Below are 21,937 nucleotides of genomic sequence, written 5' to 3'. Positions count from 1 at the left end.
TGGTATTACTCACGCAGCTTCTCCAATCGGCGGCATATTATGCCCCAGCAAGCGCAACACATCGGCGGCGCATTCGACAACATTCGATCCCGGCCCATAAATTCCCTGCACCCCGGCATCGCGCAAAAACTGATAATCCTGCGGCGGAATCACCCCGCCCGCGATCACCTTGATGTCGCCGCGCCCCGCTTCCTTCAGCTTGTGGATAAGTTCGGGGATAAGTGTCTTGTGCCCCGCCGCAAGGCTCGACGCGCCGACGACGTCGACCCCGCTGTCGAGCGCCAGCACCACCGTCTCCTCGGGGGTCTGGAACAGCGGTCCCGACACGACATCAAAGCCCATGTCGCCGAACGCCGAAGCGATCACATTGGCGCCGCGGTCGTGCCCGTCCTGCCCCATCTTGGCGACGAGCAGCTTCGGCTTGCGCCCCATGCGGCGTTCGACCGCCTTCACCCCGTCGAGCACCTGTTGCCAGCGGTCGTCGCCCGCATAAGGCGCGGCATAGACGCCCTTTACCGGGGTTGGCTGCGTCGCATAGCGTTGAAAGCTGGTTTCCATCGCCGACGAGATTTCGCCGAGCGTCGCACGCGCGCGCGCCGCCTCGACGGCGAGCGCAAGCAGGTTGTTGTCGATCGATTGCGGTGCCGCAGCCCCCCGGCGCAGCGCGGTCAGCGCCGCCTGGCACGCCGCCTCGTCGCGGCTCGCCTTCACGCGATTGATCCGCGCGACCTGCGCCTCGCGGACCTTCGTATTGTCGACCTCGAGCGTTTCGAGCAGATCCTCGTCCTTCAGACGATATTTGTTCACCCCGACGATGACATCCTCGCCGCGATCGACGCGTGCCTGCCGCGCCGCGGCGGCTTCCTCGATCATCGCCTTGGGCCAACCCGCGGCGACGGCTTTCGCCATGCCGCCCTCCTTCTCGACGCGCTCGATGATCTCCCACGCCTTGTCGACCAGCTCCTGCGTCAGCGCCTCAACATAATAGGAGCCGCCGAGCGGATCGACGACCTTGGTCATCCCGGTCTCTTCCTGGATGACGATCTGGGTGTTGCGCGCGATGCGCGCCGAGAAATCGGTCGGCAGCGCGATCGCCTCGTCGAGCGCGTTGGTGTGCAGCGACTGGGTGCCGCCCAGCATCGCCGCCATCGCCTCGATCGTCGTGCGCATGACATTGTTGTAGGGGTCTTGTTCGGTCAGTGAGACCCCCGACGTCTGGCAATGCGTCCGCAACATCTTGCTGCGCTCGTCCTTGGCGCCGAGGTTGGTCATCACGCGGTGCCACAGAACGCGCGCGGCGCGCAGCTTCGCAATCTCCATGAAGAAGTTCATGCCGATCGCGAAGAAGAAGGACAGGCGCCCCGCAAACTTGTCGATGTCGAGCCCCGATGCGACGCCGTAGCGAACATATTCGGCGCCATCGGCGATGGTGAAGGCCAGCTCATGCACCTGCGTCGCGCCGGCTTCCTGCATATGATAGCCGGAGATCGAGATGCTGTTGAACTTGGGCATCTCGCGGCTGGTATAGCCGAAAATGTCCGAGATGATCCGCATGCTTGGCTCGGGCGGATAGATGTAGGTGTTGCGGACCATGAACTCCTTCAGGATGTCGTTCTGGATGGTCCCGTCGAGCAATTTGCGCTCGACCCCCTGCTCCTCGCCCGCGACGATGAAAAAGGCGAGGATGGGGATCACCGCACCGTTCATCGTCATGCTGACCGACATCTGGTCGAGCGGAATGCCGTCGAACAGAATCTTCATGTCCTCGACGCTGTCGATCGCGACCCCCGCCTTGCCGACGTCGCCGACGACGCGCGGATGGTCGCTGTCATAACCGCGGTGCGTCGCAAGGTCGAAGGCAACCGACAGCCCCTTCTGCCCCGCGGCAAGGTTGCGGCGATAGAAAGCGTTCGATTCCTCGGCGGTCGAAAAGCCCGCATATTGCCGGATCGTCCACGGCCGCCCGGCATACATCGACGCCCGCACCCCGCGCGTGAAGGGCGCGAAACCGGGCAGGCCGGGGTCGGTGGTGACGTCCTCGGCCGTGTAGAGCGGCTTGACGTCAATCCCCTCGGGCGTGTGCCAGGTCAGGTCCTTGCCCTTCACTTCCTTGTCGGCGGCTTCAGCCCATTGGTCGAGGGTCGGTTTGTCGGTCACTTCAAACTCTCCGTTCGTCTCGAGCGAAGTCGAGAGACGTTGTGGTCGCTCTGCACGTGTCTCGACTTCGCTCGACACGAACGGCAAACAGGGTCAATGCGCCGCTTTCGGCGTCTCCATAATCTCGGTCAGCACCCCGCCCATATCCTTGGGATGGAGGAAGAAGATCAGCGTCCCATGCGCCCCGATGCGCGGCTTCCCCAGCACCCGCTTGCCCAGCGCCTCGAACTCTGCCTTGGCGACATGAATGTCGGGCATCTCGTAACAGACATGATGCTGCCCCCCCGCCGGATTCTTCTCCAGAAACCCAGCAATCGAGGTGTTGCCCGGCAGCGGCTCGATCAACTCGATCTGCGTGCCGTTCAGCGCGCCATCGGCGCCCGGCGTATCGACGAAGCACACCTTCACCCCCTGCTCGGGCAGGTCGAATGGGTCGTGGATCGTCGTGGCACCCATGACGTCGCGGTAAAAGACGATGCTGTCGGCAATCGACGGCGTCGCAACGCCGATATGGTTCAATCTTCCAAGTTTCATAATACGTCCTTCAATCCTCCCCGCTCGCGGGGAGGTGGCAGCGCGCAGCGCTGACGGAGGGGGGTGGCATCCTGACGCGACGCAGCTCAAAATCGACAGCCCCCTCCACCATGCTTCGCATGGTCCCCCTCCCCGTTCCTGGGAGGATTCGGTTGGGACGGCCTGGTTTCATGGCTTCCAATGCTCCACTTCCTTACGGATCGACACGATGAGCTTGTCGTAGACCATATTCATAAAGTGACGCCCGGCCTCGGGACTCTCGAAATGAATGTTGACACCCAGCCCATCGTTTATCGCCGGTCGAGGATCATATTGCGAAGACTCGACGTTGTTCCAGTCCCACCATTGTCGCACGATTGTCTGCCGCATTTCGACGGGGTGATCGCCGATCGCCCGATCAATCGCCGCCTCCGGGCTCGCATCGAAACGGTCCCAATCTTCGTGCACATAGCTTTCAAGGAACTGCCGAAGGTCGGGCCAGTTCTCCTCTGCCTTCAACCGGCGCTCTCGCGTTTCCCTGCTCATAGCGGAATATTATCGTGCTTCTTCCACGGGTTCTCGAGGCTCTTGTTCCGAAGCTTCCTTAACCCCAGCGCAATCCGCCGCCGCGTGGAGTGCGGATAGATCACCTCGTCGATATAGCCGCGCTGCGCCGCGACGAACGGATTGGCGAAGCGGTCCTCATATTCCTTTGTGCGCTCGGCGATCTTTTCAGGGTCGCCGATGTCGCTGCGGAAGATGATCTCGACCGCGCCTTTCGCGCCCATCACCGCGATCTCAGCGGTCGGCCAGGCATAGTTTAAATCGCCGCGCAGATGCTTCGACGCCATCACGTCATACGCGCCGCCATAGGCCTTGCGCGTGATCACCGTGATCTTCGGCACCGTCGCCTCGGCATAGGCAAAGAGCAGCTTCGCACCATGTTTGATGATGCCGTTATATTCCTGCGCCGTGCCGGGCAGGAAGCCGGGGACGTCGACGAAGGTGACGATCGGAATTTCGAACGCATCGCAGAAACGCACGAAGCGCGCCGCCTTCTTCGATGAATTGATGTCGAGCACGCCCGCGAGCACCAACGGCTGGTTCGCGACGATGCCGATCGTGCGCCCCTCGATACGCCCGAAACCGCAGATGATGTTCCCGGCATGCGCCGACTGCACCTCAAAGAAATCGCCCTCATCGACCGTTTTGCGGATCAGCTCGTGCATGTCGTACGGCTGGTTCGCATTGGGCGGGATCAGCGTGTCGAGGCTCTTGTCCTCGCGGTCATAGGGGTCGCTCGTCGGGCGCGCCGGGACGCCGCTGCGGTTGTTTTCGGGCAGGTAATCGAAGAAATCACGCGCCGCGAGCAGCGCCTCGATGTCATTCTCGAACGCCAGATCGGCGACCGAGCTCTTGGTCGTGTGCGTGATCGCGCCGCCCAGTTCCTCCTGCGTCACCACCTCGTTCGTGACCGTTTTGACAACATCGGGACCCGTAACGAACATATAGCTGCTGTCCTTCACCATGAAGATGAAGTCGGTCATCGCCGGGCTGTAAACCGCGCCGCCCGCGCACGGCCCCATGATCAGGCTGATCTGCGGCACGACGCCCGACGCCAGCACATTCTTCTGGAACACATCGGCATAGCCGCCAAGCGACGCGACGCCTTCCTGGATGCGCGCGCCGCCGCTGTCGTTCAGCCCGATGACCGGCGCGCCCGCGAGCATCGCCTTGTCCATCACCTTGCAGATTTTTTCCGCATGACGCTTCGACAGCGATCCTCCAAACACGGTGAAATCCTGGCTGAACACATAGACGAGGCGGCCGTTGATCGTTCCCGATCCCGTGACAACGCCGTCACCGGGAATCTTCTGGTCCTGCATCCCGAAATCGACGCAGTCATGTTCGACATAGGCGTCGAGTTCCTCGAACGATCCTTCGTCGAGCAGCACGTCGAGCCGTTCGCGCGCGGTGAGCTTGCCCTTGGCATGCTGCGCATCGATGCGCTTCTGCCCCCCGCCCAGTCGGGCGGCGGCGCGGCGGCGTTCCATTTCGGCGATATTGGCGGACATGCAGCTCTCCGATAGTGTCGAATGCGTCGTCTGCCTCCGTCGGCGCTCCGATGCAAATGCGAATTTGCGAAGTTGCAAAGTCCAGTTTTGCAAACTATTGCTACGCCTTGTTCCGTTCGTGCTCAGCTTCTCGAAGCACCGTTTTTGCTTTGACGTCGTGCCAAGAAAGTGCGGCCCTTCGACAAGCTCAGGGCGAACGGATTTGGGGATGATGTCGATGCGCCAACGAATCTTTGCCGGAAATCGTCTCAAGGCGCTGCGGGTCGAACGAGGAATCAAGCAAGCCGAGTTCGCCGAAACACTCGCCATTTCCCCCTCCTACCTCAGCCAGATCGAGCATGACGACCGCCCGCTGACCCCCGCCCTCCTCGACCGCCTGCAAAAACTCTTCCCGCTCGAATGGGAAGAAGTCGCCGCCGACGCGGGCGACCGCCGCGCCGGGGCGCTGCGCGAAGCCGCCGCCGATCCGCTGTTCGCCGCGTCGCCGCTCCCCCCCGAACAGCTCGAACGCGCCGCACTCCAGCAACCTCAATTCGCCGACCAGTTCGTCGCGCTCCACGCCGCCTATCGCCGCGCCGGGCAGCGGCTCCAGATCATCGACGAGGCGCTGACCGGCGGCACCGCCGAGGGCAGCCGCCTGCCGTGGGAAGAGGTGCGCGACTGGTTCCACGACGCGGGCAATTACGTCGACAGCATCGATCGCGCCGCCGAGGCGCTCGCGGGGCAATTGCGCGGCCGCGACCCGTCGCCCGCGATCGAGACGATCGAGCGGCGACTGCGTGACGCGCTCGGCATCTCGATCGTCTATACGCAGACGCAAAGCCTGCGCGATTTCGACGCGACGATGCGGCACCTGGTGATCGACCCGTCGCAGCCCGCCGAAACGCGACGCTTTCAACTCGCGCACCAGCTTGCAGCGCTGGCGCTGGCACGCGAGATCGCGGCGGTGGTCGAGGCCAGCCCGCTGCGCACCGCCGCCGCGCGCCAGCTCCTCCACGTCGGCCTTGCCAACTATGCCGCGGGCGCGGTGCTCATGCCCTACGCCCCCTTTCGCGCCAGCGCGCGTGCGGTGCGCCACGACATTGACCGGCTGCGGCTGGAATATGGGGTGAGCTTCGAACAGGCATGCCACCGCCTCTCGACCCTCCAGCGCCCCAGCGCGCGCGGCATTCCGATGTTCTTCTGCCGCGTCGATATGGCGGGCAACATCACCAAGCGGCACTCGGCCACGCGGCTGCAATTCGCGCGCTTCGGTGGCGCCTGCCCGCTGTGGATCGTTCACGAGGCCGCAGCAATCCCCGACCGCATCCTGTTCCAGCTGGCCGAGACCCCCGATGGCGTCCGCTATGTCTCGATGGCGAAGGGGCTGGTGAAGCCCTCAGGCAGCTATGCGCGAAGCCCGCGCCGCTACGCCGTCGCGCTGGGGTGCGAGGCGCAATATGCCGGTGACTTCATCTATGCCGACGGGGTCGATGTCGCAGCGCCGCAGGCCGCGACGCGCATCGGATCGTCGTGCCGCATCTGCCCGCGCGACGACTGCGACCAGCGCGCCTTTCCGCCGAGCGATCGCCCGATCTTGGTCGATCCGGACCGGCGCGATGTGGTGCCGTATCGGATTGGGTGATTTCGGGAATACCAACCCAAAGTCCGTTCGTGTCGAGCGAAGTCGAGGCACGCGGAGTTAGCGCCAGACTTCACGTGTCTCGACTTCGCTCGACACGAACGGAATTCAGGACTTACCCTAACCTACTTCAGCAAAACCAACTCTTCCGCCATGCTCGGGTGCAGTGCCACCGTCGCGTCGAAATCGGCCTTGGTCAGCCCCGCCTTGACCGCGATCGCCGCCGCCTGCAAAATCTCCGGCGCATCCGGCCCGATCATGTGCAGCCCGACGACCTGATCGGTCGCCTCGTTCACCACCATCTTGTACAGCGCGCGTTCGTTGCGCCCCGCCAGCACATTCTTCATCGCACGGAAATCGCTGGTGTACACGCGCACCGTACCCAGCTTGTTGCGCGCCTCGGCCTCGGTCATCCCGACCGCGCCGATCGGCGGGTGGCTGAACACCGCGCTCGGCACATTGGCATAGTCGACCGTCGTCGGCTTGCCGCCGAACACGCTGTCGGCAAAGGCCTGCCCTTCGCGGATCGCCACGGGGGTCAGCTGGATGCGGTTGGTGACGTCGCCGACCGCATAGATGCTGGGTACCGACGACTGGTTCGTTTCGTCGACCTTGATCGCGCCGTCCTGGTCGAGTTCGACGCCGGCCTCCTCTAGCCCCAGCCCCTTGGTGTTCGGCACCCGCCCCGCCGCGAACAGGACGATGTCGGCGTCGATCGGGTCGCTGTTGCCCAGGTGGACCGTCAGCGAGCCGTCGGCCTTCTTCTCGATCGACTCGAACGGGGCGTTGAACTTGAATTCGATGCCCTTGGTCATCGAAATTTGCAGCAGGCGGTCGCGGATCTGCTCGTCATAGCCGCGCAGGATCGTGTCGCCGCGGTTGACGATCGTCACCTTGCTGCCGAATTCGTTGAAGATGCCAGCGAACTCGTTGGCGATATAGCCGCCGCCCGCGATCACGACGCGCTTGGGCAGGCTCTCCAGATGAAAGACCTCGTTCGAGGTGATCGCATGTTCGCTGCCCGGAAATTCGGGAACGAACGGCCAGCCGCCGGTCGCGATCAATATGCGTTCGGCGCTGATTTCCTGCCCGTCGCTCAGGCAGACTTTCTGCGGCCCGACGATCGTTGCCCGCGATTTGAACAGGGTGACCTTGTGATTGTCGAGCGTCTGGCCGTACAGCCCCTCAAGCCGCGTCACCTCGTTCAACACATTGTCGCGCAGCCGGTCCCAATCGAACTTGCAGTCGGGAACGTCCCAGCCGAAGTGGCGCGCGTCCTTCAAATCCTCGGCAAAATGGGCGCCGTAGACGAGCAGTTTTTTCGGCACGCAGCCACGGATCACACAAGTGCCCCCGACCCGATGTTCTTCGGCCACCGCAACGCGCGCGCCATGCGAAGCGGCGACGCGCGAGGCGCGAACCCCGCCCGACCCGGCGCCGATGACAAACAGGTCGAAGTCGAAATTGCTCATGAAGGAGATCCCCGAAAATTGGCTTGGCTGACGTTCGCAGCGCGCGCCTATGTGGTTACGCGGGCCGCCATTGCCAATCGATTTTTGCCATCACAGATAGTGGCGCGACCTCATTCGCCCAGCGCGGCGGCCATCAGCGCCTGGGTCGCGGGGTCGAATTCGACGGTCCCCTCGGCCAATCCCTTCGCCATTTCCTTGCCGAGTTCGACCCCGAACTGGTCGAACGGGTTGATCCCCAGCAACACCGCATTGGCGAACACACGATGCTCGTAAAAGGCGATCAGCGCGCCGAGCGCGCGCGGGGTCACCTGATCGAGCAGGATCGTCGTCGAGGGCCGGTCGCCGGGATAGTGGCGCGCGCCATCGGCGCTGGCCCGCCCCGTCATCAGCGCGGCGCCCTGCGCGATGCAATTGGCGACCAGTGTTTCGTGATGCGCCTCGTCGAGCAGATGGTCAGGCTCGCGCGCGACGACGAATTCGACCGGGACGAGGTTCGTTCCCTGATGGAGGAGCTGGAACACCGCATGCTGCGCGTCGGTGCCGACCCCGCCCCAGGTGATCGGTGCACTGTGCCGACCCAGCGCCTCGCCCGCCAGCGTCACCGACTTACCGTTCGATTCCATCTCCAGCTGTTGCAGATAGCTGGGCAGCAGGCGCAACCGTTCGTCATAGGCGAACACGGCGCGCGTCTGGCACCCCAGCCGATTGGCGTAAAGCTGATCGACGAAGGCGGCGAGCAGGCAGACATTGTCGGCGCCATCGGCAAGCCGGAAATGGCGGTCCATCTCTGCCGAGCCCTCAAGCAGATCCTCGAACGCATCCCAGCCGAGCGCGAGCGCCGCCGGGAAGCCGATCGACGACCATAAGGAATAGCGCCCGCCGACCATCTCGCTGAACGGCAGGATGCGCGTTTCATCGATCCCCCATTCGATCGCGCGATCGGGCATCGCGGTCAGCGCAATAAAGCGCCCGAGCGGGTCGGCAACCCCGGCCTCGTCCAGCCATTGCAACGCCGAATTGGCGTTGAGCAAGGTTTCGGTCGTCGTGAAGGTTTTCGACGCGACCGCGACCAGCGTATGTTCGGGGCTGAATTTGGCGAAGGCTTCGTCGAGCGCCGCCCCGTCGACGTTCGACACCACCGCGACATCATAACGGTCGCTGTGGCGCCCCAGCGCATCGACCAGCAGATCGGGGCCAAGCGCCGACCCGCCGATGCCGATGTGGAGCAGATGACGGATCTCGCCGAACGCGCCCGCCTCGATCGCGTCGATCATCATCCGCATCCGCTGGTGCAGCGCCTGGGCGCGGTGGACGGATTCGGGCGCCCCGTCGCCGCGTTCGGCGCTATGTTCGGCGGCGCGCCGTTCGGTCGGGTTCGCGATGCCGCCGGAAAACAGCGTCTTGCGGCGGCCGTCGAAATCCTGCGCCGCGGCAAGGTCAGACAGGATCGCGACCGCAGCATCGTCGAGATGCGTCTTGGCGAAATCGAACCGGATGTTGGCGACGCTGCGGACCATCGCGTGGAGCCGGCTATCGGGATCGGCCGCGACCAGGCTGGTCAGTTTCTGCGGCTGCCATTCGGCGAGTGCCTGCCAGGCTTGATCGGCGGTTGTCATCGTCCACATCCTCCCTCATCCGTTCGTGTCAAGCGAAGTCGAGACACACCGAGGGCGCCCAAGGCCGATAGGCATCTCGACTTCGCTCGATGCGAACGGGAAAATAATGGCTCGTTCCATAGGTCCGCCGCCGCGCGCGCGCCAGTACGATCCGCCGATATTTGCTTGCACGCAGACCTATTCACCGCCAAATGCCGCGACATGACCAATGCCAGCTTTACCGCCGATGTAACGCCCCCGACCGAGCCCGCGCCCACCCCTTCGCCCCCTCCCGCACCGGTGTCGGCCAAGGAGGAAGCGGTCGACACCGTTCGCTTCCTGGCCCTGCTCGCGATCGCGGTGCTGATTTTCCGCAGCTTTTTCCTGTCGCCGTTCAATATTCCGTCGGAATCGATGCAGCCGCGGCTGCTGATCGGCGATTATCTGCTCGTCAACAAAATGGCCTATGGCTATTCGAAATACAGCCTGCCGTTCAGCGTGCCGCTGATCCCCGGCCGCGTTTTCGCCCGCACCCCCGAACGCGGCGACGTGGCGGTGTTCAAGGCGCCGCCGACCGCCCAGAATGACTATATCAAGCGCGTTATCGGCCTGCCCGGCGACAGCGTGCAGGTAAAGGGTAGCATTGTCTGGCTCAACGGCAAGCCGCTGAAGCGCGAAGCCATGCCCGATTTTGTGATTCCGGTGACGGCTAACATGATCGAGGCGTCGCGCGCGATGGGCACGCTGCCCTGTTATTCGATGGAATTCGAGGAAGTCGGGGCCGACGGTCAGCGCCAATGCCGGTACAAGCAGTTTCGCGAAACGCTGCCGAGCGGCAAAAGCTATGCGATCCTCGACATCGCGCCGATCGCCGAAGACAATACGCCGCTGGTCATTGTCCCCGAAGGTCATTTGTTCATGATGGGCGACAACCGCGACCGCAGCGCCGACAGCCGTTTTCCGGCGATGGAAAACCAGGGCATCGGGCTGGTGCCAGAGGAGAATCTGGTCGGCAAGGCGCTGGTCGGCATGTTCTCGACCGACGGATCGGCGAGCTGGATCAACCCGATCAGCTGGTTCACCGCCGCGCGCTGGGACCGCATCGGGGACGGTTTTTGAACGACCCGCTGAATGGCGGGGCGCTGGCCGAAATCCTCGGTAGCACCCCGGACGATCTGGCGCTCTACGAACTGGCGCTGACCCATGGCAGCACCGGGCGCGCCGATTACCAAAGGCTCGAATTTCTGGGCGACCGCGTGCTCGGACTGGTCATCGCGTCCGAACTTTACAGTCGCATTCCGAACGCTAGCGAGGGCGAAATGTCGTCGCGGCTGCATGTGCTGGCGTCGGGTGCAACCTGCGCCGCGATCGCGCAGCGGCTGAACCTCACCGCGCTGATCCGTTTCGGCGCGCAGGCCCGTAACGACGGCGGCCGCTACAGCGACAATATCGCCGCCGATGCGATCGAGGCGCTGATCGGCGCGCTTTATCTCGACAAGGGCATCGATACCGCGCGGGCCTTTGTCATCGCCCATTGGGGTGAGATGATCGACGGGCAGGCGGCGGCGCCAAAGCATCCCAAGGCGGCGCTGCAGGAATGGGCGCTTGCCCGGCGACGGCGTCCGCCCGAATATGAAATCGTCGCGCGCGAAGGCCCGGACCACGCCCCCCGCTTTCGTGTCGCCGTCAGCATCGGCAAGCTCGCGCGCGCCGAGGCCGAAGGCGCCAGCAAACAGGCGGCGGAAAAGGCCGCCGCGGCAATCTTGCTTGCCGAACTCGAAGGACAGGAAAAATGACCCACCGCTGCGGATTTGTCGCCGTCGTCGGCGCGCCGAACGCGGGCAAATCGACGATCGTCAACGCGCTCGTCGGCCAGAAGGTGGCGATCGTCAGCCCCAAGGCGCAGACGACGCGCACGCGGTTGATGGGCGTCGCGATGGACGGCGACACGCAGATCGTGCTGATCGACACCCCGGGCATCTTTGCCCCGACGCGGCGGCTCGACCGCGCGATGGTCGCCGCGGCGTGGGGCAGCCTCGAGCAGGCCGAAGCGATCCTTGTGATGGTCGATGCCGCTGCCAAGCTGACGGGCCGCGTCGAGCGCGTGCTTGAGGGCGTCGCGAACCGGCCCGAGAAGAAATATCTGGTGCTGAACAAGGTCGATCTGACGCGGAAGGACAAATTGCTGACGATCGCGACCGATCTCAACAGCCGCGTCGCCTTCGACGAAACCTTCTTCATCTCGGCCAGCAGCGGCGACGGGGTTCCCGAACTGAAGGCGCATCTTGCGGCGCTGATGCCGGAGGGACCGTGGCACTTTCCCGAAGACGAGGTCAGCGACGCCCCCGAACGCATGCTGGCGGCCGAAATCACCCGCGAACAACTCTATCGCCAGCTCCACGAAGAACTGCCGTACCAGTCGACGGTCGAGACCGAGAAATTCACGACGCGCGCCGACGGCAGCGCGGAAATCCATCAGCAAATCCTCGTCGCGCGCGACAATCAGCGCGCGATCATCCTTGGCCACAAGGGCGAACGGATCAAGGAAATCGGCAGCAAGGCGCGCGCCGAGCTCAGCGAGTTGCTGGGTCGCAAGATCCACCTTTTCCTGCATGTGAAGGTCAAGGCGAACTGGGACGAGGATCGCGGCGTGTACCGCGACATGGGGCTTGATTGGGTGGATTAAGAGCAGCTTTAACCTTCACGTCCGTCATTGCGAGCGAAGCGCAGCAATCCAGGGCGTGACAAGCCGCTCTTGATTGCTTCGCTTCGCTCGCAATGACGAGGAGCTAAACCCGCCGACAATCGTTCGGCGCCGGATTGCCGTCGAAGCGCGAGGTGATCCAGCCGATCGTTTCCTGCGCGCTGTCTTTGGCGCTGCTGCCATGATCGCCCGTCATCTCGATCCAGCGGATACCGGTCCCGCGCCGACAAACCGCCTTGGCGAATTTGCGCGTCACCGACGGCGCGACGATCGTGTCCTTGCTGCTCTGCGCGATCAGTAGCGGTCCGGGGACGCGCGCGGCGTCGACGCTGTTGGCGCGGGCGAAGCTGCCGAAGGGTTCGATCCGCGCGATGTCCTTGTTCCTTGTCGCGCGGGCGACGGTGAGGAGGCCAAGGATTGTGCCGAGCTTCGGCTTCGCGTTGAGGCTGACGCAATTATTCTGCGCCAGACGGTTAATGATCCCCTGGTTCGCCCGGTTGGCGATGCCATCCATCGAGAAGCCATATAGCGTCGACCAGCTATGCAGCGCGAACGACAGCAGCAGCGCGCGCGCATTCTTGTCGCTGGCCTCGCGCAGATTCGCGGCGAGGTCGGTGGGCGGCGCGGCGGCGGCGGTCGCGATGAGGTTCAGGTCGGGCGCATAGGCGCGCGCCGCGGTTGCCGTCCACAGCGCAGCATGACCACCTTGCGATTCTCCCCACACGGCAAAATCGCTGCCCGCCGCGGCACCCGGAATTGCGCGCGCCGCCCGCACCCCGTCGAGCACCGCCTGGGCCGTATCGGGGCCGACGAGGAACGGGTGCATCGTCGGGCTGGCGAGCCCGATATAGTCGGGCGCAACGACGACATAACCGCTGCGGACGGCGTCGATCCCGGCGGTCGCGGCGAAGAAATTCGGGCTGAGCGACGGCGCGCATCTTTCGGCGACGCCCCATGCACCGTGGGTCCACGCGATGACGCGGCGCGGGCGCGGTGGGATCGCCTCCATCGGCGCCGCGACGACGCCGGTGACCGCCAGACGCTGGCCGCTACCGTTCGTCGTCCAATATTGCACGCGCCAGGCTTGGGTGCCGGGCGGTGTGTCGGGCATCGGCTCGGCAGCGATGAGCGTGCCGGGCTGCTGCGCGATGGCAGGCACGGCGAGCAAAGCGAAAAGGGCGGATAAGGCGGCAAGCAAATGGCGCATCGAAAGACCTCCCGATGCGCCAGCCTAACATAGCTCAATATGAACGTCATCCCGGCGAAGGCCGGGATCTCACCGATGCGTCTTGGCGATAGGGTGAGATCCCGACCTTCGCCGGGATGACGTTCGTATAAAGGCTATTCCTTAGCCGACTTCTTCTTGGCCGGCGCCTTCTTCGCTGCGGGCTTCTTCGCGGCAGCCTTCTTCTTCGGCGCCGCCTTTTTCTTGCCCTTCGCCGGTCCCTTCGCGGCGCGTGCATCAATGAGCGCGATCGCCTCTTCGAGCGTCAGCGTCGCCGGGTCGGCGGTCTTGGGTAGCGTCGCATTGGTCGTGCCGTCGGTGACATAAGGACCGAAGCGCCCTTCCATCAGCTTCATCTCGCCGCCACTCGTCGGGTGCGGGCCGAAGGTGTTGAGCGGTTCGGCCTTCGTTCGCCCGCGCCCGCCGCCCGCGGCGGCTTCGGCGATACGGACGACCGCGGCGTTCATCCCGATGTCAAAGATTTCGGCGGTGCCGGTCAGCTTGGCATATTTGCCGTCGTGGAGCAGATAGGGGCCATAGCGTCCCAACCCCGCCATGATCGGCTTGCCGCTTTCGGGATGCACCCCGACCTCGCGCGGCAGGCTCAAAAGCCGCAGCGCATAATCGAGATCGAAATCCTCGCCCGGGATGTCCTTTGGAATCGACGAACGCTTCGCCTCCTTGCCGTCGCCGAGCTGGATATAGGGACCGAACCGCCCGCTGCGCTTCGTCACTTCCAGCCCGCTGTCGGGATCATTGCCCAGCGTCTCCGGCCCCGTATCGGCGCCGTCGCTGCCGCCAGGCTGCGCGAACTTCCGCGTGAATTTGCAGTCGGGATAGTTGCTGCACGCAATGAACGGGCCGAAACGGCCGCCGCGCAGCGCAAGCTTGCCGGTGCCGCAATTGGGGCAGAGCCGCGGGTCGCTGCCATCGCCCTTGTCGGGGAAGAGATAAGGGCCGAGGAATTCGTCGAGCGCCGCGGTGATCTCCGACGGCTTCTGCTCCATCACCTCGCCGGTGCGCGGCTTGAAATCGCGCCAGAAGCGTTCGAGCACTGCCTGCCACTGCGCGCGGCCACCCGAGACATCGTCGAGCTCTTCCTCAAGCCCCGCGGTGAAATCATAGCCGACATAGCGTTCGAAGAAGCGCTCGAGGAATGCCGTCAGCAGCCGTCCGCTTTCCTCGGGGATGAAGCGGTTCTTCTCGACCGTCACATAGGAGCGGTCCTTCAGCACCTGCAGGATCGACGCATAGGTCGACGGGCGCCCGATGCCGAGTTCCTCCATCTTCTTGACGAGGCTCGCCTCGGAATAGCGCGGCGGCGGCTGCGTCTCGTGGCTCTCGACCTCGACCCCGGTTTTCGCAGGCGCATCGCCCTTCGCCATCGCGGGCAGCAGGCGCGCGTCGTCATCGTCACCCGCATCGTCGCGGCTTTCGTCATAGAGCGCGAGGAAACCAGGGAATTTCACGACCTGGCCGGTCGCGCGCATCACCGTCTTGCCCGTCCCGTCGGAAAGGTCGACGCTCGTGCGTTCGAGCCGCGCCGACGCCATCTGGCTCGCCATCGCGCGTTTCCAGATCAGTTCATAGAGCCGCGCATGGTCGCCGCTGCCCGCCTTGTCCTTCGAAAAGTCGGTCGGCCGGATCGCCTCATGCGCTTCCTGCGCATTCTTCGCCTTGGTCTGATATTGCCGCGGCTGGTCGGGGACATAGCCGCCGTCGTAGCGCGTCGCGATGGCCTTGCGCGCGGCGCTGATCGCGCTGCCGTCCATCTGGACGCCGTCCGTACGCATATAGGTGATCGCGCCATCCTCGTAGAGCGCCTGCGCGATCCGCATCGTATGGCTGGCCGAAAAACCGAGCTTGCGCGCCGCTTCCTGTTGCAGGGTCGATGTCGTGAAAGGCGGCGGCGGGTTGCGGGTGAGCGGTTTCGTCTCGACCGCATCGACGGTGAAATGCCCCGCCTTCACATCGGCTTCGGCGGCGCGGGCATCGGCTTCGCTGGTGATCGACAGTCGCTCGATCTTGTCGCCCTTCCACCGCGACAGCCGCGCCTTGAACGGCGTGCCGCCCATTTCGAACAGGCCGGTGACCGACCAATATTGCTGCGCAACAAAGGCCTCGATCTCGCGCTCGCGCTCGACCACCAGCCGCAGCGCGACGGACTGCACGCGCCCCGCCGACTTGGCGCCGGGCAGCTTGCGCCACAGCACTGGCGACAGGGTGAAGCCGACAAGATAGTCGAGCGCGCGGCGCGCGCGATAGGCGTCGATCAGATCGGTATCGAGCTCGCGCGGATGCGCCATCGCGTCGGTCACGGCCTGCTTGGTGATCGCGTTGAAGGTCACGCGATCGACCGCCTGCGGCAGCGCCTTTTTGCTGCGCAGCAATTCCTGTACATGCCAGCTGATCGCTTCGCCCTCGCGGTCAGGGTCGGTCGCGAGGATCAGGCGGTCGGCGCTCTTCGCCGCGTCCTGAATTTCCTTCATCCGCTTCGTCTTGTCGGGATAAAGTTGCCACTGCATGGCAAAACCGTCGTCGGGATCGACCGATCCGTCCTTGGGCGGCAGGTCGCGCACATGGCCATAGCTGGCCAGCACCTTGAAATCGCGCCCCAGATATTTCTCGATCGTCTTCGCCTTGGCGGGCGATTCCACAATTACCAATTGCATGGAAAAATTCGTTCCCCGATTACTCTCACGTACACGCGCGAGGGTGGCGGGCGCTCCGGCCCTCCGTCAAGCGGATTTAAGAAGCGCCCGCCGCGGGGTCAACGCAGCGCGCTGAGCCGACCGATCAGCATTTGACTGGCAAGGCTTGCCGCCTTCGCTGCCCCCTCCTCGTAATTCCCCGGCTTGGCGGTGAATTCGAATTTGCGTGTCTTGCCGAAGCGCAGCCCGCCAAAGCCCGCGACGGCGGCAAGGCCGCCAGCGACATTCGCCCCCGACTGCAGCGCCTTGTCGGTGCCGCTCGTCGCGTCATTCTTTTCGACGAACTCGCCCTCGACGGCGACCGGCGCCTTCACCGTGAGGACCGCCTGCTTGCCCGCAGGGGTGATCAGCGTCATGCGCGAATAATCGGCGCTGACCGACAAGGCGCTGTTCACCTGCAGCCCGCCGAAGCTGAAGGCGCCCGGTCGCTTCTGCTGCGAAAAATCGATCAGATAGACGACGTCGATCACGCCGACGCCGCTTTCGCGCGCATAATTGTTCAGCGCCATACCGGCCTGCCCCGCCGCCATGTTGATCCCCATGCTGCTCATGCCGCTGCCCATGAAATCACCGGGGATCATCAGCAGCGACGGCAACGCCGACGGTTTGAAATAGGTCGCCTTGCCCTTGCTTCCCTTTTCCAGCGCCAGGTTGATGTCGAGCGGCGCCGCCTGCGACTTGGTCTTTGCGAGCGCCGGATGAGCAAACAGATCGCCAGCCGCCTGAACCGAATAGCCACCCGCGGTCAGCTGCGATACGAAATCGGCATAGGCAGCGTCGGTGATCGCCTGCATCATTTCCGGCGTAACCCCGACCAACTCGCTCTTCGCCTTGGTCGTCCCCCCGAACGCCCCCATCAATCCACCCGAAGCCGCGGTGCGGTCGATCGATTCAAAGATGAAGCCGACGTTGAACGCACCGATCGCGACCGTCGTCACGCCCTTGGCGTTCGACGGGCCGGAAATCTTGACCGGTTCCTTTTCTTTTGCGGCAATGGTGATGGGCTGCGCGAGCAGTACGGCCATGGCGATGCCCGCCAATAACTTCCTCATGGGTATTCCCCCTCCGACTCCCCTCCCCGCCGGTCGACCCACCCGACCGGAAAAAGGAGTTATCGAAGCAACCCACGGCCCCCGCATCGGCCAGATGCGGGGGGCATGTCAAGCTTGTGACGTCACGCCGTCACCCGTTCTGCCATTTGAAATCGGCGGGCAGGATACATTTGCCCGCGTCATATTTGCCGACACTGCGGATGATCTCTTGATCCTCGGGCTCGACCCGGCGGCCGCTGATCTGGCTGTCGATCACGCGGCGCACCAATGCGTCGAGCCTGGTCACCAGATAGCAGTCGATCGCCGGCGGCGCGTGCGGATTGCCGACGCCGCTATCGTCGGTGAGGAACAGGTACCGCGACTGGGTCGCCGCGGCCATCGCGCGCATCGCATATTCGGCCTTGTCGGCGACGCCCGATGCGGCAACCGGCGTGATGTGGATGCGCTTGGCGCGCGCGGCTTCCGCCGCCTGCCACGTCCGCCCGAACAACTGGTCGTGCGGCGGCGCATCGGCGACGAGCAGCAGCGATTTGACCGCGTCGGCGCGCCACTCCTGTCCGACCGCGCGGATCAGCGCCTGATCCATCGCTTCGGGATAATCGCCGCCACCGTTCGCATTCTGCCGCGCAAGGGTGCCCTGTACCCGCCCGACGTCGCGGTCGAAAACGACCGTGCGCGTGACATATTCGTCGCCCAGGTCGCGGTAGAAGACAAAACCGATGCGAATATCCAGATCGCGATGCTTGGCCGTGATCGCACTGATGATCGATCGCAGTTCGGACTGCAGATAATTGATCTCGTCGCCCATGCTGCCCGTCGTGTCGACGACCAGCATCAGGTCGAGCTTGGTCACCTTGGCCGCCGCCTGGTTGGCGGTCAGTCCGACGAGCTGGCCGCCCGCCGCGTTGGCGACGAGCACTGGCCGCGCGTCGGCGATGGTGCGCCCCGCCTTGCGCGCGGTCACGGTGATCCGCTCGCTCAGCCGGTCGAGGCCCGGAAAGAACACCGCGCTGCCGTCGGCCTGTGTCGCCATGGTGATGCTGTTGCCGTCGCTGCACGTCACGATGACATCGGCAAAGGGGATGGGCTGGCCGCTCCGGTCGTTGACCTTCACCGTCACCACGCGCGTCGTGTCGACGCGCGGCAGGCTCTGCACCTCTTGCCCCAGATCGCCGCTGCGGCCGACATAGGCGGCGTAGAGTTCGGGGTTGAGCAGATCGTCATGCTCGCCCGCGGTCAATATGCCCGCCTGCGGCTGCGGCCGTGGATAGGGGCGCGGCGGATGCGGCAGGGCGATCCGTGCGTCGCCCACCGAACCCGCCACCGGCGGAGCGGCCGATCGTTCGGCGCTCATTTCTTCGGCGCCGATGCTCGTCACCGGGCTCGGCGAATCGAGCGCGGGCGACGCTACGCGCGAACCGGTGACGACGACCTCCGAAACCTCTCCGGCATCGACATAGGAGGGCGCGGGCGGTGCCATAAGTGGCGGCGGCGGAGGAGGGGGTGGTGGCGGGGGTGGCGGCGGCATCGGTTCGGACGCCGTGACGACCGCACGATCGCGCTTGCTCCCGCCCTTCGTCTTGACGCTGTTGCTGGACTGCTGCTGCGGCTGGACCTCGGGATCGAGACGCGGCAACAGATCGGCGGTGCGGCAGAAACCCTGCCCCGGCGCTTCCCGCGCCTGGGTCGCCGCTATCGGCACCGGACCTGCACCCGTCGTCAGCACCGCGAACAATGTCGCCGATGTCAGAAACTTGCTTTTCATGAACGCTCCCCGGCCCTCGCCACTACGGTTGATGCGAACCCGCCCTTTGATTGCGACCGCTGCGGTGAACCATGGGTGAATTGCGCCGAACCGACTATGCCCGCGATCACATTGTCATCGCGCATCGCCCTGCGCTAAGGAGCGGCGCATGGCGTCGCAGTTCAATCCACACCAACCACATCCGATGATGGCGCGCGCCGAAGCGCTGGCCAATGCCGGGCGCGCGGAAGAGGCGATGCTGCTGATCCGCCAGCTGGCCGCGCAAGGCCAGCCCGACGCCTTGTTCGTCCTTGCCCGCAACCTGTGGAGCGGCGGCGCCATAGCATCGGACCCGGTCGCGGCGCGCGTTCAGTTCGATCTAGCCGCGAAGGCCGGGCATGGCCCGGCGCGGATCCTCAGCACAAATTTGCTGGCGAGCGGCATCGCGGGGCCGCGCGACTGGCCCGCCGCGATTGCCCGCATGGCCGGCGAAGTCGCGATCGATCCGCGCCGCAAGCTGCAGATCGAATTGCTGAAAAAAATGGCGCTGACCGCGTCGGGCGATCCCGAAGTCTGCCGTAAGCCCGAACGGTTGGCGGAAGCGCCTGACGCCGTGCGGTACCCCGGTTTTGCCACGGCGGCCGAATGCGCCTATCTGCTCGACGTCGGCGGCAAAAACTATCGACCGGCCCAGATCAACGACGGCCGCGGCGGCACGCGACTCGACCCGATCCGCAACAGCGACGAATTCACGATCCAATGGTTGCTGGAAGACCCGGTGGTCCATGCGATCAACCGCCGTATCGCGGCGGTTGCCCAAAGCGACGCGGACTGCGGCGAGGCGCTGCAATTGCTGCGTTATCGCCCGGGCCAGCAATATCGGTCGCATTTCGATTTCAATCCGCAGCTCGACAATCAGCGGGTGCTGACCGCGCTTATCTATCTCAATCACGATTATAAGGGCGGCGAGACCAATTTCGTGAAGACGACGCTGAAGTTCAAAGCGCGCAAAGGCGACCTGCTGTTGTTCCGCAACACCCTGCCCGACGGTGCCGTCGACCCGGCATCGGAACATTGCGGCATGCCCGTCATCAGCGGGACAAAATATGTCGCATCGCGCTGGATCCGCGAACGCCGCTTCGTCCCCTGAAGAGGTCGATCAGACGGTACTGATCCGCGCGCCGGCATGGCGCTCGATCCGTCCCGCCAGTTCGAGTTCGAGCAGGACCAGTTGCACCGCCGGAGCGGGGCGTCCCGACAGGCGGATGATTTCGTCCACCGCGACCGGCGTCGGGCCGAGCAGGTCGACGACGCTATACCGGTCGTTGTCGCGGAGCGATCCCGCGGCGTCGACGTGCATCGGCGGCGTGACCGGCGCTGGTGCCGGTTCGCGCACCATCCGCCTGTCGATCGGCCCGATCGCCTCGAGCACGTCCTCGACCGTCTGGATCAGCGTGGCACCTTCGCGGATCAGCAGGTTGCAGCCCTGCGCGCGCGGGTCGAGCGGCGACCCCGGCACCGCCATCACCTCGCGCCCATAATCCCCCGCCCGCCGCGCCGTGATCAGCGATCCCGAGCGCGGCGCCGCCTCGATCACCACCGTGCCATGCGCCAGCCCCGCGATGATGCGGTTGCGCGATGGGAAATGGCGCGCCAACGGCTCGCTGCCCGGCGGCTGTTCCGCGATCAGCAACTGATCGGTCGCAATCTTTTCCTGCAGCGCGGTATTTTCGGGCGGAAAGGCGATGTCGATCCCGCTCGCGATCACGCCGACTGTCGATCCACCGAGCGCACCGACATGCGCCGCCGTATCGACCCCGCGCGCCAGCCCGCTGACCACCGTCACGTCGCGCGCCACCAGGTCGGCGGCGAGCTGGCGGGCAAAGCGGCACGCGATCGCCGAAGCGTTGCGCGCGCCGACGATCGCGACGCATGGGCGCCGCAACATCGCGGTGTCGCCGCGCACGACGATCACCGGCGGCGCGCCCTCAACTTCGCGCAGCAGCGATGAATATTCGGGCTCGTCGCTGAAAATATGCCGCGCGCCGAGGTCGGCGACGCGCGCAAATTCACGCTCGGCAACCTCGATCGGCGCGATCCGCGCCTTTCCTGCCCCGCCGCGCAGGACCAGTTCGGGCAGCGCATCGAGCGCCGCCTCGCCCGATCCGAACCGCTGCATCAACTGGTGCCAGCTGACCGGGCCGACATGCGGCGTGCGGATCAGCCGCAACCGCGCCAGCCGCTCCGCAGGGGTCACGCGGCAGCGTCTTTCTTCGCGCCGATCCTGGGCTCGGTCCCGGCGCGCAGCCGCGCAATATTCTCGCGGTGCCGCCACAACACGATGACCGCGAGTCCCGCCAGACCGATCGCGTAAACCGGATACCCCAGCGCGATCGCAGCAATCGGCGCAGCCACCGCCCCGAGCATCCCGCCGAGCGAGGAGATGCGCAGCAACAGGACCGCGCCAATCCATACCACAGCAAAGACAAGCCCGATCGGCCAAGCCAGCGCGAGCGCGAGGCCCAGCAATGTCGCCACCCCCTTGCCGCCGCGGAATTTCAGCCACACCGGATAGCAATGGCCGATCATCGCCGCCGCGCCCGCAATCATCGCGGCCTGATCGCCAAGCTCCGGCACGAAATGCCGTGCCAGCAGCACCGCGACCGCGCCCTTCGTGCCATCGAGGATCAGAGTCGCCGCCGCCAGCCCCTTGCGCCCGGTGCGCAGCACATTGGTCGCCCCGATATTACCCGACCCGATCTGACGCAGGTCGCCTGCCCCGAACAGACGGGTCAGGATGACTCCGAAAGGGATCGACCCGAGCAGATAGCCCATCACGATCAGCAGCAAATTGGTCATGGCGTTCCTTGCTCCGTTCGCGAGGGTTGTGGCGAAGTTGGCGCACGCAAGCAACGGATTCGCACACCGATGCGGCCAGAATGGACGATTACCGTCGCCCCCGCGCAGGCGGGGGCCGCTGGCGACCTTCCGCAAGGCCGATGGTGGCCCCCGCCTGCGCGGGGGCGACGGTTAGGCAATTGAGCCCCAACCGCCCCCCTGCTAATCGC

Annotated in this window: 17 protein-coding genes; 5 read left to right on the top strand and 12 right to left on the bottom strand. The window is 64.9% G+C overall.

Features of this window, described 5'->3' with window-relative positions:
* Positions 1-9 precede the first annotated feature (9 nt).
* The 4 genes from scpA to G9408_RS03455 form a co-directional block, all read right to left on the bottom strand.
* Positions 10-2,157 (bottom strand): methylmalonyl-CoA mutase, encoded by a 2,148-nt coding sequence (scpA, locus tag G9408_RS03470; RefSeq protein WP_168452697.1) that lies wholly within the window; start codon positions 2,155-2,157, stop codon positions 10-12.
* Between the two features lie 93 nt (positions 2,158-2,250).
* Positions 2,251-2,691 (bottom strand): methylmalonyl-CoA epimerase, encoded by a 441-nt coding sequence (mce, locus tag G9408_RS03465; RefSeq protein ID WP_168452696.1) that lies wholly within the window; start codon positions 2,689-2,691, stop codon positions 2,251-2,253.
* 168 nt (positions 2,692-2,859) lie between these two features.
* Entirely contained in the window at positions 2,860-3,216 is a 357-nt protein-coding gene (locus G9408_RS03460; protein ID WP_168452695.1) for a contact-dependent growth inhibition system immunity protein, read from the bottom strand.
* Positions 3,213-4,745 carry an acyl-CoA carboxylase subunit beta gene (locus G9408_RS03455; RefSeq protein WP_168452694.1) on the bottom strand — a complete coding sequence of 511 codons (1,533 nt, stop codon included), beginning with the start codon at positions 4,743-4,745 and terminating at the stop codon, positions 3,213-3,215. The genes G9408_RS03460 and G9408_RS03455 overlap by 4 nt, the downstream gene beginning before the upstream one ends.
* A 211-nt stretch (positions 4,746-4,956) precedes the next feature.
* Between G9408_RS03455 and G9408_RS03450 the strand changes: the two genes are divergently transcribed.
* Positions 4,957-6,369, top strand: a complete 1,413-nt coding sequence (locus G9408_RS03450) for a helix-turn-helix domain-containing protein (RefSeq protein WP_168453434.1) — start codon at positions 4,957-4,959, stop codon at positions 6,367-6,369.
* Positions 6,370-6,491: 122 nt separating this feature from the next.
* Here the strand turns inward: G9408_RS03450 and gor are convergent, their stop codons facing one another.
* Together gor and pgi are read right to left on the bottom strand one after the other, a co-directional pair.
* The gene (gene gor, locus G9408_RS03445) at positions 6,492-7,838 is read right to left on the bottom strand and encodes a glutathione-disulfide reductase (protein ID WP_168452693.1); all 1,347 of its coding nucleotides are present in this window, start codon (positions 7,836-7,838) and stop codon (positions 6,492-6,494) included.
* Between the two features lie 110 nt (positions 7,839-7,948).
* Positions 7,949-9,454: a glucose-6-phosphate isomerase gene (gene pgi, locus G9408_RS03440; RefSeq protein ID WP_168452692.1), complete on the bottom strand. Its 1,506-nt coding sequence runs from the start codon at positions 9,452-9,454 to the stop codon at positions 7,949-7,951.
* Positions 9,455-9,733: 279 nt separating this feature from the next.
* On the opposite strand from pgi, the gene lepB reads away from it, so the two are divergent.
* The 3 genes from lepB to era are packed head-to-tail and all read left to right on the top strand — an operon-like array spanning position 9,734 to position 12,119.
* A complete protein-coding gene (gene lepB, locus G9408_RS03435) occupies positions 9,734-10,552 on the top strand; it encodes a signal peptidase I (protein ID WP_168453433.1) in 819 nt (272 codons plus the stop codon).
* Positions 10,549-11,229 (top strand): ribonuclease III, encoded by a 681-nt coding sequence (gene rnc / locus G9408_RS03430; RefSeq protein WP_168452691.1) that lies wholly within the window; start codon positions 10,549-10,551, stop codon positions 11,227-11,229. The genes lepB and rnc overlap by 4 nt, the downstream gene beginning before the upstream one ends.
* Entirely contained in the window at positions 11,226-12,119 is an 894-nt protein-coding gene (gene era / locus G9408_RS03425; protein WP_168452690.1) for a GTPase Era, read from the top strand. The genes rnc and era overlap by 4 nt, the downstream gene beginning before the upstream one ends.
* Before the next feature lie 103 nt (positions 12,120-12,222).
* Here the strand turns inward: era and G9408_RS03420 are convergent, their stop codons facing one another.
* The 4 genes from G9408_RS03420 to G9408_RS03405 all read right to left on the bottom strand — a co-directional run bounded on the left by G9408_RS03420 (position 12,223) and on the right by G9408_RS03405 (position 18,890).
* Positions 12,223-13,344 (bottom strand): lipase family protein, encoded by a 1,122-nt coding sequence (locus G9408_RS03420; protein WP_168452689.1) that lies wholly within the window; start codon positions 13,342-13,344, stop codon positions 12,223-12,225.
* 134 nt (positions 13,345-13,478) lie between these two features.
* The gene (gene topA, locus G9408_RS03415; RefSeq protein ID WP_168452688.1) at positions 13,479-16,034 is read right to left on the bottom strand and encodes a type I DNA topoisomerase; all 2,556 of its coding nucleotides are present in this window, start codon (positions 16,032-16,034) and stop codon (positions 13,479-13,481) included.
* Between the two features lie 98 nt (positions 16,035-16,132).
* On the bottom strand, positions 16,133-17,125 hold the full coding sequence (locus tag G9408_RS03410; RefSeq protein WP_168452687.1) for a hypothetical protein: 993 nt from the start codon (positions 17,123-17,125) through the stop codon (positions 16,133-16,135).
* A 130-nt stretch (positions 17,126-17,255) separates the two neighbouring features.
* Positions 17,256-18,890, bottom strand: a complete 1,635-nt coding sequence (locus tag G9408_RS03405) for a vWA domain-containing protein (protein ID WP_235957448.1) — start codon at positions 18,888-18,890, stop codon at positions 17,256-17,258.
* A gap of 148 nt (positions 18,891-19,038) precedes the next feature.
* Between G9408_RS03405 and G9408_RS03400 the strand changes: the two genes are divergently transcribed.
* Complete coding sequence (locus tag G9408_RS03400; RefSeq protein WP_168452686.1) at positions 19,039-20,019, top strand: 2OG-Fe(II) oxygenase; 981 nt, start codon at positions 19,039-19,041, stop codon at positions 20,017-20,019.
* A gap of 9 nt (positions 20,020-20,028) precedes the next feature.
* On the opposite strand, the gene dprA is transcribed toward G9408_RS03400, so the two are convergent.
* Complete coding sequence (dprA, locus tag G9408_RS03395) at positions 20,029-21,126, bottom strand: DNA-processing protein DprA (RefSeq protein ID WP_328804374.1); 1,098 nt, start codon at positions 21,124-21,126, stop codon at positions 20,029-20,031.
* Positions 21,123-21,728, bottom strand: a complete 606-nt coding sequence (plsY, locus tag G9408_RS03390) for a glycerol-3-phosphate 1-O-acyltransferase PlsY (protein WP_168452685.1) — start codon at positions 21,726-21,728, stop codon at positions 21,123-21,125. The genes dprA and plsY overlap by 4 nt, the downstream gene beginning before the upstream one ends.
* Positions 21,729-21,937 lie beyond the last annotated feature (209 nt).

Origin of the sequence: Sphingopyxis microcysteis (assembly GCF_012274265.1) — a bacterium.
GTDB classification, from domain to species: Bacteria; Pseudomonadota; Alphaproteobacteria; order Sphingomonadales; family Sphingomonadaceae; genus Sphingopyxis; species Sphingopyxis microcysteis.
The sequence above is the reverse complement of the archived record's forward strand: the minus strand, read 5'-3'. Positions and strand labels throughout refer to the sequence as shown.

What these genes read in the sequence shown, in the direction of transcription:
- G9408_RS03455 (WP_168452694.1), bottom strand. Translation starts at nt 4,745, where the DNA reads ATGTCCGCCAATATCGCCGAAATGGAACGCCGCCGCGCCGCCGCCCGA.
- G9408_RS03460 (WP_168452695.1), bottom strand. Translation starts at nt 3,216, where the DNA reads ATGAGCAGGGAAACGCGAGAGCGCCGGTTGAAGGCAGAGGAGAACTGG.
- pgi (WP_168452692.1), bottom strand. Translation starts at nt 9,454, where the DNA reads ATGACAACCGCCGATCAAGCCTGGCAGGCACTCGCCGAATGGCAGCCG.
- G9408_RS03450 (WP_168453434.1), top strand. Translation starts at nt 4,957, where the DNA reads ATGTCGATGCGCCAACGAATCTTTGCCGGAAATCGTCTCAAGGCGCTG.
- G9408_RS03410 (WP_168452687.1), bottom strand. Translation starts at nt 17,125, where the DNA reads ATGAGGAAGTTATTGGCGGGCATCGCCATGGCCGTACTGCTCGCGCAG.
- G9408_RS03400 (WP_168452686.1), top strand. Translation starts at nt 19,039, where the DNA reads ATGGCGTCGCAGTTCAATCCACACCAACCACATCCGATGATGGCGCGC.
- topA (WP_168452688.1), bottom strand. Translation starts at nt 16,034, where the DNA reads ATGCAATTGGTAATTGTGGAATCGCCCGCCAAGGCGAAGACGATCGAG.
- gor (WP_168452693.1), bottom strand. Translation starts at nt 7,838, where the DNA reads ATGAGCAATTTCGACTTCGACCTGTTTGTCATCGGCGCCGGGTCGGGC.
- G9408_RS03405 (WP_235957448.1), bottom strand. Translation starts at nt 18,890, where the DNA reads ATGAAAAGCAAGTTTCTGACATCGGCGACATTGTTCGCGGTGCTGACG.
- mce (WP_168452696.1), bottom strand. Translation starts at nt 2,691, where the DNA reads ATGAAACTTGGAAGATTGAACCATATCGGCGTTGCGACGCCGTCGATT.
- plsY (WP_168452685.1), bottom strand. Translation starts at nt 21,728, where the DNA reads ATGACCAATTTGCTGCTGATCGTGATGGGCTATCTGCTCGGGTCGATC.
- era (WP_168452690.1), top strand. Translation starts at nt 11,226, where the DNA reads ATGACCCACCGCTGCGGATTTGTCGCCGTCGTCGGCGCGCCGAACGCG.
- G9408_RS03420 (WP_168452689.1), bottom strand. Translation starts at nt 13,344, where the DNA reads ATGCGCCATTTGCTTGCCGCCTTATCCGCCCTTTTCGCTTTGCTCGCC.